Below are 12,078 nucleotides of genomic sequence, written 5' to 3'. Positions count from 1 at the left end.
GGCGGCTGCCGGGCGCGGATCGCCGGTCACGAGGCGTCCGAACGGGTGCCGGCGGCCAGGGCTGCCGGGACGGGCGGGCGGGGGCACCCGGCGGTCAGGGCGGGCACGGCTGCCGAGGCGGGTGTGCGGGGATGCACGGCGTGCAGGGCGGCCAGCGCGTACCCGGCGAGGATCGGCACGGCGAGCGGGGTGACCAGCACGGCGAGCAGCCCGGCCAGGCAGCACACCCCGCTGGCGGCGGCCCAGGTGCCGGGTCGCCGCGTGCCGGTGCGGGTCGCCGTCCGGGCCGCGTCCCGCCAGCCCCGGCCCCCGGTGCGGCCGACCTGCACGACGACCAGGCCCGCGTACCCGAGGATGACGGCGGTGACCACGGCCGTGCCGGCCAGCAGCGGACCGCCACCGGGGACCCGCCCGGTGGCGACGGCGACCAGGTCGCGCCGAGCGCGCCGGCGACCGCCAGGGCGACGGCGCTGGCCGCGAGGCCGGCGGGCAGCGCCCGGCCGAACCGGCCCAGCGTGGTGCGGGCGTCCGGCCAGCCGCCCAGGGTGGTCCGGTCGTGCAGGGCCGCGCTGGCGGTGGCCACGGCCGGCGCCAGGGTGAGCAGCGGCAGCGCGGCCAGCACCAGCGCGAAGCCGAGCACGGCCAGGTCGGTGGCGTCGCCCAGCACGTCCCGCCAGTCCCGGCGGGCCGGCAGCGGCCCCGGTACGGCGCTCATCCCTTGAGCCCGCTGGTGTTGATGCCCTCGACCAGCATCCGCTGGAAGGCGAGGAAGAACAGGAAGACCGGCAGCAGCGACAGCACCGACATGGCGAACATCGGCCCGACCGCGCTCTGGCTGGTGGAGTCGATGAACAGGGTCAGCGCCACCGGCACCGTGTAGTCGTCCAGCTTGGACAGGTAGACCAGCTGCCGGAAGAAGTCGTTCCAGGTCCAGATGAACGAGAAGATCGCGGTGGTGACCAGGGCGGGGCGGCTCAGCGGCAGAATGACGTGCCGGAAGATGCCGAACGCGTTCGCCCCGTCGATCTTCGCGGCCTCGTCCAGCTCGCGCGGGATGCCCCGCATGAACTGCACCATCAGGAAGACGAAGAACGCCTCGGTGGCCAGGAAGTGCGGGATCAGCAGCGGCAGGTACGGCCAGTCGCCGCCGACCAGCCCGAGGGTCCGGAACAGGATGTACTGCGGCACGATCAGCACGTGTCCCGGCAGCAGCAGGGTGCCGATCATGACGGCGAACCAGAGCCGGCGCAGCCGGAACCGCAGCCGGGCGAAGGCGTACGCGGCCAGCAGGCAGGAGATCACGTTGCCGACCACGGTGAGCAGGCTGACCAGCGCGCTGTTGAGGAAGAACCGGCCGAAGCCGACGTCGAAGTTGGTCCAGCCGTGGCGGTAGTTGCCGGGGGTGAACCGCTCGGGCAGCAGCCCGATGTTGTTGACGATCTCCTCCTGCGACTTCACGGAGGTGCCGAGCATCCAGACCAGCGGATAGAGCACCACCGCGACGATGGCGACCAGCACCAGCAGCCGGACCCACTGCCGTGGGTCGCTCCGGCGCCGCACGACGACGCTCATCGGTGCCTTCTCCGTTCGCGACTGCGGGGCTCGCAACCCCGGCTCACTCCTCGCGCTCACGAGGCCTCCCCGTCGGAGTAGTGCACCCAGAACCGGCCGGTGCTGAAGAAGAGCGTGGTGATCAGCGCGATGGCGATCAGGAAGACCCAGGCCATCGCCGAGGCGTAGCCCATCTCCAGGTCGGTGAAGCCGGAGATGTAGAGCTTCAGCGTGTACATCAGGGTGGAGTCGACCGGGCCGCCGGTGCCGTTGCTGAGCACGAACGCGGCGGTGAAGCCCTGGAAGCCGTGGATGGTCTCCAGCACCAGGTTGAAGAAGATCACCGGGGAGAGCATGGGCAGGGTGACCGCGCGGAACTGCCGCCAGGTGCCGGCGCCGTCGACGGCCGCCGCCTCGTACAGCTCGGTGGGGACCTGCTTCAGCCCGGCCAGGAAGATCACCATGGGCGCGCCGAACTGCCAGATCGCCAGCACCATCAGCGTCTCCAGGGCCCAGTCGGGGTCGCTGACCCAGGGCAGCCCCTCGATGCCGAACAGCGCCAGGAACGAGTTGAACGCGCCGTCCCGGTTGAACATGTTGACCCAGACGATGGCCAGGGCGACGCTGCCGCCCAGCAGCGACGGCAGATAGAACAGCCCACGGAACAGCCCGACGCCGCGCCACGCCTTGTTCAGCAGGAGCGCCACGCCGAGCGCCGCGGCCAGCTTCAGCGGCACGGCGACCAGCGCGAAGGTCAGCGTGACCCGCACCGCGTGCCAGTACGACGGATCGTCGGTGAACATCCGCTCGTAGTTGGCCAGCCCCACCCACTGCACCTCGGACCAGGGGGTGAGGATGTCGTAGTCGGTGAAGCTCAGGTAGAGCGACAAGAGCATGGGGATCGCCGTGATGGCCATCAGTCCGATGAGCCAGGGCGACAGGAAGACGTACCCCGCCAGACCTTCGCCGGGCCGGTACGGGGGGTCCGGGCGGGCGCCGTGGTGAGGGCCACGGGCCGGCTCCTTTCCGTCGGTGGCGGGATCAGGCGATCGCGGACGTGCAGGCGGCGATGAACTGGGCGGCGGCCTGGGCCGGGGTGGCCCGGCCGTACTGGGCGTTCTCGGCGGCCTTGACCAGCTCCGACTTGACCTTGCTGTGGCCCTTGATCGGCACCTGCGGCGACTGGCCGAACCTGCTCGCCAGGTCGGACTCGACCTGGATGGACTGCTTCATGGCCGGGTCGCTGGCCGCCTCGCTGACCTTGGCCCGCAGGTCGAGGTTGGACGGCAGGCCCCGGTCGGTGCCGAGCAGCGCGACCGCCTCCGGGTCGTTGTTCAGGAAGTTGATCACGTCGACGGCGACGTCGCGGTGCTTGCTGCCCTTGAACACCGACCAGTACATCGACGCCCGGGCCCACTGGCCGCTCGGGTCACCCGGGTAGGCCACCACGCCCAGCTCGTCCTTGGTGTTCTTCTTCAGGTCGGGCATCTGGTTGACCCAGACCCAGGAGGTGGCCGACTTGCCGGTGACCACCAGCTGCTTGGTGATGTCGCTGGAGTTGCCCTCGTGGATGACGTCGGGGGTGGGCGTCGCGCCTCGGTCCCGGGCGCCCTTCCACAGCTCGAACCACTTCGTCACGTCCTCGACGGTGAAGCCGAGCTCGTTGCCCTTGTAGAGATCCTTGCCCTGCTGGCGCAGCCAGACCCAGAACGCCTTGTAGTCGGCGCTCGGGTCCTGGGTGCCGGGGACCTTCGTCCTCTTCGCCACCTGCTCGGCCCAGGCGATGTGCTGCTCCCAGGTCATCCCGGTGGTCGGCTCGGGCAGCCCGTTCTTCGTCAGCAGGGTCTTGTTGTAGACCAGACCCTGGGTGTTCTCCCCCGCGGCCACGCCGGCGAGCTTGCCGTCCACCACGCCGTACTCGAGCAGGCTCTTGGGGAACTTCGACACGTCGAGCTTGCCGGAGTCCTGGTATTTCTTCAGGTCGAGGGTGGTGCTGCGGCCGGCGTACTCGGCCAGGTAGTTGTCGTCGATCTGGAACAGGTCGGGCGGGTTGCCACCGGCGGTGAGCGTGGCCAGCTTGTCGAAGTAGCCCTGGTTGGCCTGCCAGGTCTTCTCGAAGGTCACGTTCGGGTGCTTCTTCGTGTAGAGGGCCAGGGCGTCCTCGGTGAGCTTGGCCCGGGCCTCGCCGCCCCACCAGAAGACGGAGAGCTTGACCTGGCCGTCCGAGCCGGCCCCGGCCTCGTCGTCGCCGCAGCCGGCGGCGCCGAGGGCCAGGGGGACGGCCACCGCCACGGCGGCCAGGCCGCGGACGAATCGACGTCGGGTCAGCGGGGTACGGTGATTCCGCCCGGCGGTGCCGGCGGTGGGGGACGTTGCGGGGTGCATCTGCGCTCACTCCTCAGCTGTGGTGGGAGGCGACGACGCCACCGGTGGCTGCGGTCGGGCCGCCCGGGTCCGCACGGCGATGCGGGCCCGGGCCACCACGTCACGCCCCGGCGGCGGGTCGACCGGTCGGTGGCACGGGGCCGGTCGAGTCGCGAATGACCAGTTCGGTCTGGAGCATTACCTGTGCGGTGGTGCGGCGGTCGCCGGTCGCCGCGCCCCGGCCCCGGACGCCGCGGGTCGCGTCGGAGTCGAGTTGCAGCAGCATGTCGACGGCCGCCCGGCCGGCGGCCGCCGTCGGGGTGGCCACCGTCGTCAACTTGGGTCGGGTGAGCCGGCTCAGCGTGATGTCGTCGATGCCGACGACGCTGACGTCCTGCGGGACCCGGACGCCCAGGGTGTCGAGTCCTTCCATCAGGCCGATCGCCATCAGGTCGTTGTAGGCGAGCACGGCGGTGGCGCCGCTGCGGCGGACCGCCTCGGCCTGGGCGCCGCCGCCGGTCTCGGTGGGCTGGTTGGGCCCGAGCACGGTCAGCTCCGCGCCGCCGGCCCGGGCGGCCGCTGCCGCCGCCCGGCGGATCTCCCGGTTGGTCCACGAGCCGCGCGGGCCGCCGAGCAGCGCGATCTCGCGGTGCCCGAGGGCGAGCAGGTGCTCGACGGCGGCGCGGGCGCCCTGGCCGACGTCCATCATCACGCAGGGCAGCCCGGTGACCTGACGGTTTATCACCACCACCGGGACCTCGCGGCTGACCTGCTCGATCAGGCTGTTGCTCATCCGAGGGCTGCACAGCAGCACCCCGTCGACCTGCTTGGCGAGGGCGTGGACCAGCTCCTCCTCGGCGGTCGGGTCCTCGTTGGTGTCGGCGACGAAGACGTGGTAGTCGCGCTGCCGGGCCTGTCCCTCGGCCGCCTTGATCAGCGGCGGGAAGAAGGGGTTGGCGATGTCGGCGATGATCAGCCCGATGTTGTGCGTACGACCGGTGATCAGCGCCCGGGCGGCCCGGTTGGGGCGGTAGCCGAGGTCCTCCGCGCAGGCCAGCACCCGGCCCCGGGTCTCCGGGTTGACCAGGTGGGGTGCCGAGAAGGTGCGGGACACGGTGGAGATGTGCACGCCGGAGGCCCGGGCGACGTCCCTGATGGTGGCGGGCACTGCGGCCTCCCTCGTGGAATGTGGTGGCGGTCACCGGGGTGCCGCCAATTAATGCAAACGGTTGCGCCAGGTGTCAACGGCCGTTTGTTACGGCTGGATTGCGGAACCGCTCCCAGCATGGGGTCATTGAACCGCAAACGCGGACGTATGCCGCCGGTTTGATATCGACCGTTGACGAGATCTCCACCGTCGTGGTTTCTTCACTGCAAACCTTTGCAGACTCCACCGGGAGGTTGCCGGCATGTCACCACCAGCCCGCCAACGGGTCCGCCACGCCCTCGTCGGCGCCGGCGCGCGGGCCGAGATGTTCCTGCGCGCCCTGGCCCTGGACCACGCCGCCACCGCCGAGCTGGTCGCCCTCGCCGACGTCAACCAGACCCGGATGGACGCGCACAACCGCTGGCTCACCGAGCTCGGCCACCCACCCGTGCCCACGTACGCCGCCGCCGACTTCGCCGCCATGCTGGCGAAGGAGCGGGTCGACGTGGTGCTGGTGACCAGCGTGGACGTCACCCACGACGAGTACGTGGTGGCCGCCCTGCGGGCCGGCTGCGACGTGGTCACCGAGAAGCCGATGACCGTCGACGCGCCGCGCTGCCGGCGGATCCTCGACGCCGTCGCCGAGACCGGCCGCCGGGTGACGGTCGCCTTCAACTACCGCTACAACCCGCTGCACGAGCAGGTCCGCCGGCTGCTCGCCGACGGCGCGGTCGGCGAGATCGGCTCGGTGCACTTCGAGTGGCTGCTCGACGTGCGGCACGGCGCCGACTACTTCCGCCGGTGGCACCGGGACAAGGCCACCTCCGGCGGCCTGCTGGTGCACAAGGCCAGCCACCACTTCGACCTGGTCAACTGGTGGCTCGACGCGGTACCGGTGCAGGTGTACGCCGCCGGCCGGCTCTTCTTCTACGGCGAGGCCGGCCGCCGGCACGGCTACGCCCGCGACTACGACCGGGCGCACGGCTCCCCCGCCGCCGACGGTGACCCGTTCGCGCTGCGGCTGGCCGGGCACCCCCGGCTGCGCGAGCTCTATCTCGACGCCGAGGCCGAGGACGGCTACCAACGCGACCGCAACGTCTTCGCCCCCGGGATCACCATCGAGGACGACCTCGCCGTGCTGGCCCGCTACTCCACCGGCGCGACGATGACCTACCACCTCACCGCGTACGCCCCCTGGGAGGGCTACCGGGTGATGGTCAACGGCAGCCGGGGCCGCCTCGAACTGGAGGTCACCGAGAGCGACCACGTCAGCCCGACGGTGGCCGGCGCGCTCAAGGGTGCCGCCCTGCACGGCGCCGAGGCCGCCGCGGAGCAGGGTGCCGCCCGGCTCACCCTGCGGCCGTTCTGGGCGCCCCCGGTCGAGATCCCGGTCGAGGGCTGGACCCGGGGCGGACACGGCGGCGCGGACGCCCGGATGACCCGGGTGCTGTTCGGCGGCGAACCCGACCCGATGGGTCGCGCGGCCACCGCCCGCGACGGCGCCCTGGCCCTGCTCACCGGCCTGGCCGCCAACCACTCGCTGGACACCGGCGCGCCCGTCCGGGTCGCCGACCTGCTCACCCTCCCCTGACCGAGGAGCCCGCCGAAGTGCCGACCACCACCCGGAGCGACCTGCTGCTGCCCGCCGAGCCCGGCCAGCGCGCCCTCGCCCGCGAGCTGTACGCCCTGGCCGCGCAGCAGCCGATCATCTCGCCGCACGGGCACGTCGACCCCGCGCTGCTGGCCGAGGACCGCCCGTTCCCCGACCCGGCCCGGCTGCTGATCGTGCCCGACCACTACCTCACCCGGATGCTGCTCAGTCAGGGCGTACCCCCGGCCGAGCTGGGGGTGCCCACCGTCGACGGGAGCCCCACCGAGACCGACGGCCGGCTCGTCTGGCGGCGCTTCGCGGCGCACTGGCACCTGTTCCGGGGCACCCCGTCGCGGCTCTGGCTGGAGCAGACCTTCCACGACGTGTTCGGGGTGACCACCCCGCTCTCCCCCGCCACCGCCGACGCCGTCTACGACGAGCTGGCCGCGCGCCTCGCCGAACCGGAGTTCCGGCCCCGGGCGCTGTTCACCCGGTTCGGCATCGAGGTGCTCGCCACCACCGAGTCCCCCCTGGACGACCTCGGGCAGCACGCCAAGCTCGCCGCCGACGGGTGGGGCGGTCCCGGCGGCCGGGTCGTCACCACGTTCCGCCCCGACGACGTGGTCGACATGGAGTTCGACGGCTGGGCGGCCAACGTGGACCGGCTCGCCGAGGTCGCAGGCGTCGACACCGGCACGTACGCCGGTTATCTCGACGCGCTGCGGCAGCGCCGGGCGGCGTTCGTCGCGGCCGGTGCCACCTCCTCCGACCACGGGCACCCGACGGCCCGTACCCTCGCGCTCAGTGACGCGGAGGCGGCGGCGCTCTACGACAAGGGCCGGCGCGGCGCGGCCGACGCGGCCGACGCGGAGGCGTTCCGGGCGCACATGCTGCTGGAGTTCGCCCGGATGTCGCTCGACGACGGCCTGGTCATGCAGCTGCACCCGGGGGCGGTCCGCAACCACAACCGCTGGCTGCACGCCCGGCACGGCCGCGACGTCGGCGGCGACGTCCCGCAGGCCACCGAGTACGTGCACGCCCTCGCGCCGCTGCTCGACGCGCACGGCAACGACCCCCGGCTGACCGTGGTGCTCTACACCCTGGACGAGGACACCTTCACCCGGGAACTCGCCCCGCTCGCCGGCGGGTACGCCGCGCTGCGCCTCGGCGCGCCCTGGTGGTTCCTGGACTCCCCCGAGGTGCTGCGCCGGTTCCGGGAGACCGTCACCGAGACCGCCGGCTTCTACAACACCGCCGGGTTCGTCGACGACACCCGGGCGTTCTGTTCCATCCCGGTCCGGCACGACGTCGCCCGCCGGGTCGACGCCGGCTTCCTGGCCCGGCTGGTCGCCGAGCACCGGCTGCCCGCCGACGAGGCCGCCGAGACCATCGTCGACCTGGCCTACCGGCTGCCCAGGCAGGTCTTCAAGTTCGGAGAACACTCATGACCGTCACCATCACCGACGTCACCGTGCACGACGTACGCTTCCCGACCGCCGCCAGCGGTGACGGCTCCGACGCCATCAACCGGGGCGACTACTCGGCCACGTACGTCGAGCTGACCACCGACGCCGGACCGACCGGGGCCGGGTTCACCTTCACCAACGGGCGCGGCAACGAGATCACCTGCGCGGCTGTCCGCGCCCTCGAACACCACGTCCGGGGCCGGACCGTCGAGGAGATCGGCGCCGAGCCGGTGGCGTTCTGGCGCTCGCTCACCGCTGACGTGCAGCTGCGCTGGCTGGGCCCGGAGAAGGGGGTCATCCACCTGGCCACCGGGGCGCTGGTCAACGCCGTCTGGGACCTGCGCGCCAAGCTGGCCGGCAAACCGATGTGGCGGTTCCTCGCCGAACTGCCCACCGACGACCTCGTCGCCAGCGTCGACTTCCACCACATCACCGACGCGCTCACCCCCGACGACGCCGCCGCCATCCTCGACCAGGGGCGCGACGGGCTGGCGGACCGGCTCGCCGGTCTGGAGCGCGACGGCTTCCCGTCGTACACCACCTCGGTGGGGTGGCTCGGCTACCCGGACGACAAGGTGCGGGCGCTGACCCGCGCGGCGTACGCGGCGGGATGGCGGGCGATGAAGATGAAGGTCGGCGGCCCGCTCGACGACGACCTGCGCCGGGCCCGGATCATCCGCGCCGAGATCGGCCCGGACGCGCTGCTGATGATGGACGCCAACCAGGTCTGGGACGTCGACGAGGCGATCACCGCGATGACCGCGCTGGTCGAGGTCGACCCGTACTGGATCGAGGAGCCCACGCACGCCGACGACGTGCTCGGGCACGCCCGGATCGCCCGCGCGGTCACCGAGCTGACCGGCGGACGCTGCCGGGTCGCCACCGGCGAGGTGGCGGCCAACCGGGTGATCTTCAAGCAGCTGCTCCAGGCCGAGGCGATCGGCGTCATGCAGATCGACGCGTGCCGGGTCGGCGGGGTCAACGAGGTCCTCGCCGAGCTGCTGATGGCGGCGAAGTTCGGGGTGCCGGTCTGCCCGCACGCCGGTGGCGTCGGCCTCTGCGAATACGTGCAGCACCTGGCCGTCTTCGACCACCTGCGGGTGGGCACCAGCCTGGACGGCCGGATGGTCGAGTACGTCGACCACCTGCACGAGCACTTCACCGATCCGGTCCGTACCCGGGGCGGGCGCTACCTGCTGCCCACCGCCCCCGGCTACAGCACCACCATGAAACCGGCGTCGATCGCCGAGTTCCGCTTCCCGGACGGCCCGGCGTGGCGGTGACCGTGGACACCGACCGGCTGGGCCTGGCCACCCTGCGCCGGCTGCCCGTCGAGTGCCGTCCCCTGCTGCGCCCCGGCACCGTACCGGCCGGCATCGTCCACCTCGGGCTCGGCGCGTTCCACCGGGCGCACCAGGCGGTGCACACCGAGGAGGCCGTCGGGGCGGCCGGCGGCGACTGGGGCATCATCGGCGTCGCGCCGCGCAGCACCACGCTGGTCGAGGCGCTCGCCGCACAGGACGGGCTGTTCAGCGTCACCACGCTCTCCGGCGCGGCCCGGGCCACCCGGGTGGTCGGGTCGCTGGCCGGCGTCCGGCACGCGGCCGGCGACCCGGCGGCCGTGGTGGCGCTGCTCGCCGACCCGGCGATCCGGGTGGTGACGCTGACGGTGACCGAGAAGGCGTACCGGCTCGACCCGGTGACCGGCGCGCTGCGGACCGACCCCGAGCTGGTCGCCGACCTGACCGGCGACCGGCCCCCGGTGACCGTGCCGGGGCTGCTGGTGCGCGGGCTGCTCGCCCGGGCCATCGCCGACGCCGGACCGATCGCCCTGGTCAGCTGCGACAACCTGCCGGCGAACGGGCACCGGTTGCGGGGGCTGGTGGCCCAGTCCCTCGCGCTGGCCCGGGTGCCGGACTCGGTGGCCGGCTGGATCCGGGACCGGGTCGCCTTCCCGGGCACCATGGTGGACCGGATCGTGCCGGCCAGCACCGACGAGACCCGGGCCACCGCGCGGGCGGCGCTCGGCGTCACCGACCTGGCGGCGGTGGCCGCCGAGCCGTACTCGCGGTGGGTGATCGAGGACGACTTCCCCGGCGGCCGGCCGGCCTGGGAGCGGGCCGGGGCGGTGCTCACCGACGACGCCGGCCCGTGGGAACGGCTCAAGCTGCGCACCCTCAACGGCGTGCACTCGGCCACCGCCTACCTGGGGGCCCTCGCGGGCCGGGAGACCGTCGCGGACGCGCTGGAGCTGCCCGGCCTCACCGCCGTGCTGCGCCGGCTGATCGTCGAGGATGTCGCGCCCAGCTTCACCCCTCCGCCCGGCGTATCGGTGCCCGAATACGGCGAGGAGGTGCTCGCCCGGTTCGGCAACCCGGCGATCCGGCACCGTACCCTCCAGGTCGCCATGGACGGCTCGCAGAAGCTGCCGCAGCGGATCCTGCACACCGTCGCCGACCTGCGGGCGGCCGGCCGCCCGGCGCACTGGGCCGCGCTGGTGGTGGCGGCCTGGCTGCGCTTCCTGTCCGGCCACGCCGACGACGGCCGGCCGTTGCCGCTGGACGACCCGCTCGCCGACCGGATCCGGGCCGCGCTCGCCACCGGTCGGGACACCCCGGCCGGGGTGGTCGACGCGCTCTTCGCGCTGCCCGAGGTCTTCCCCGCCGATCTGGCCGCCGACGCGGAGGTCCGCGCCGACGTGGTCGACTGGCTGACCGCCCTGGACCGGCACGGCGTCCGGGCCACTCTGGCCGGTGCCGCGTGAGCCCGCCCCGGGTGGCGCTGGTCGGGGCGAACGGGCACGGGCGGTGGCACCGGCGGGCGATCGCCCCGCTGGTCGCCGCCGGCCGGGTACGCCTGGTCGGGCTGGTCGACGTCCGTCCCCTCGACGACGAGCCGGCCGCGCCGGTGCCGGCGGGGACGGTGGTCTGCACCGACCACCGGCTGCTGCTCGCCGCCGTACGCCCCGACGTGGTGGTGATCTGCACCCCGCCGCACACCCACCTGCCGATCGCCCTGGACTGCCTGGCGGCCGGCGCGGACCTGCTGCTGGAGAAGCCGCCGGTGCTGGACCTGGCCGAACACCGCGAGCTGGCGGCGGCGCTCGCGGCCACCGGCCGGGCCGCGCAGGTCGGCTTCCAGGCGCTCGGCTCGGCGGCCCTCGCGGAGCTGACCGCCGCGCTCGCCGCCGGTCGGCTCGGCACGGTCACCGGCGTCGCCACCGTCGCCGCCTGGCAGCGCCCGGACGCCTACTACGCCCGCGCGCCGTGGGCCGGCCGGCGGGAGCTGGACGGCCGGCCGGTGCTCGACGGCGCCCTCGCCAACCCGCTCGCGCACGCGGTGATGCAGTGCCTGGCCGTCGCCGAGGCAGTCGCCGGCACGCCGGTCGACCCCGAGCTGATCGAGGCGGAGCGCTACCGGGTACGCCTGATCGAGGTGGACGACACCGCCGTGCTGCGGGTGACGCCCCGGATCGGGCCGCCGATCGTGGCCGCGGTGACCCTGGCCGGGGAGGACTTCGTCCCCGGCGAGGTGCTCGTCACCGGCACCCGGGGCCGGGCCGTCCTGGAATACCCCACCGACCGGCTCCGGCTGCCCGACGACGCCGACTGGCGGGAGGTGCCGGGGCGGCGGGGGCTGCTGGAGAACCTCCTCGACCACCGGGCCACCGGCGTGCCGCTGATCGCGCCGCTGGCGCGTACCGCGCCGTTCACGGCGGTGCTGGCGGCGCTGCGGGACGCACCCGCACCGACCTTGCTCGGCGGCGACCTGGTGCGCGCCACCGGCACCGGCGGGCAGCGGGTGCTGACCATCGGCGGGATCAACGCGGTGCTGCGCCGCGCGGCGCAGACGGGGACGCTGCCGACGGAGTCCGGGGTGCCGTGGGCGGTGCCGCCGTACCGGGCGGCGCCGGCCGGCGAAGAACTGACCACCGAAAGCTGACAGACGGGATCCTCTCG

General features: G+C 73.4%; 10 protein-coding genes. 5 read left to right on the top strand and 5 right to left on the bottom strand.

Going from position 1 to position 12,078, the window contains the following annotated elements:
• Positions 1–26: 26 nt before the first annotated feature.
• The 5 genes from MRQ36_RS34095 to MRQ36_RS25630 form a co-directional block, all read right to left on the bottom strand.
• Positions 27–371, bottom strand: a complete 345-nt coding sequence (locus MRQ36_RS34095; RefSeq protein ID WP_242799307.1) for a hypothetical protein — start codon at positions 369–371, stop codon at positions 27–29.
• A gap of 340 nt (positions 372–711) precedes the next feature.
• The gene (locus tag MRQ36_RS25645) at positions 712–1,572 is read right to left on the bottom strand and encodes a carbohydrate ABC transporter permease (RefSeq protein WP_242799306.1); all 861 of its coding nucleotides are present in this window, start codon (positions 1,570–1,572) and stop codon (positions 712–714) included.
• Between the two features lie 56 nt (positions 1,573–1,628).
• Entirely contained in the window at positions 1,629–2,468 is an 840-nt protein-coding gene (locus MRQ36_RS25640; protein ID WP_242799305.1) for a carbohydrate ABC transporter permease, read from the bottom strand.
• A 124-nt stretch (positions 2,469–2,592) separates the two neighbouring features.
• The gene (locus tag MRQ36_RS25635) at positions 2,593–3,936 is read right to left on the bottom strand and encodes an ABC transporter substrate-binding protein (protein WP_242799304.1); all 1,344 of its coding nucleotides are present in this window, start codon (positions 3,934–3,936) and stop codon (positions 2,593–2,595) included.
• 100 nt (positions 3,937–4,036) lie between these two features.
• Positions 4,037–5,083, bottom strand: coding sequence for a LacI family DNA-binding transcriptional regulator (locus MRQ36_RS25630; RefSeq protein ID WP_242799303.1), 1,047 nt, complete (start codon positions 5,081–5,083; stop codon positions 4,037–4,039).
• A 241-nt stretch (positions 5,084–5,324) separates the two neighbouring features.
• Here MRQ36_RS25630 and MRQ36_RS25625 point away from each other — a divergent pair, with 241 nt between their 5' ends.
• Genes MRQ36_RS25625 through MRQ36_RS25605 form a run of 5 tightly spaced genes read left to right on the top strand, consistent with a single transcriptional unit; the run spans position 5,325 to position 12,061 of the window.
• Positions 5,325–6,653 (top strand): Gfo/Idh/MocA family protein, encoded by a 1,329-nt coding sequence (locus tag MRQ36_RS25625; RefSeq protein ID WP_242799302.1) that lies wholly within the window; start codon positions 5,325–5,327, stop codon positions 6,651–6,653.
• 17 nt (positions 6,654–6,670) lie between these two features.
• Positions 6,671–8,101 carry a glucuronate isomerase gene (gene uxaC / locus MRQ36_RS25620; RefSeq protein WP_242799301.1) on the top strand — a complete coding sequence of 477 codons (1,431 nt, stop codon included), beginning with the start codon at positions 6,671–6,673 and terminating at the stop codon, positions 8,099–8,101.
• The gene (locus MRQ36_RS25615) at positions 8,098–9,402 is read left to right on the top strand and encodes an enolase C-terminal domain-like protein (RefSeq protein WP_242799300.1); all 1,305 of its coding nucleotides are present in this window, start codon (positions 8,098–8,100) and stop codon (positions 9,400–9,402) included. Before uxaC ends, MRQ36_RS25615 begins: the two co-directional genes overlap by 4 nt.
• Positions 9,393–10,883, top strand: coding sequence for a mannitol dehydrogenase family protein (locus MRQ36_RS25610; protein ID WP_374250738.1), 1,491 nt, complete (start codon positions 9,393–9,395; stop codon positions 10,881–10,883). The genes MRQ36_RS25615 and MRQ36_RS25610 overlap by 10 nt, the downstream gene beginning before the upstream one ends.
• On the top strand, positions 10,880–12,061 hold the full coding sequence (locus MRQ36_RS25605) for a Gfo/Idh/MocA family protein (protein ID WP_242799299.1): 1,182 nt from the start codon (positions 10,880–10,882) through the stop codon (positions 12,059–12,061). The genes MRQ36_RS25610 and MRQ36_RS25605 overlap by 4 nt, the downstream gene beginning before the upstream one ends.
• The last annotated feature ends 17 nt before the right edge of the window (positions 12,062–12,078 follow it).

Source organism: Micromonospora sp. R77 (assembly GCF_022747945.1).
Taxonomy (GTDB): Bacteria; Actinomycetota; Actinomycetes; order Mycobacteriales; family Micromonosporaceae; genus Micromonospora.
Note: the sequence above shows the minus strand (reverse complement) of the source record. Positions and strands in the feature narration are given on the sequence as shown.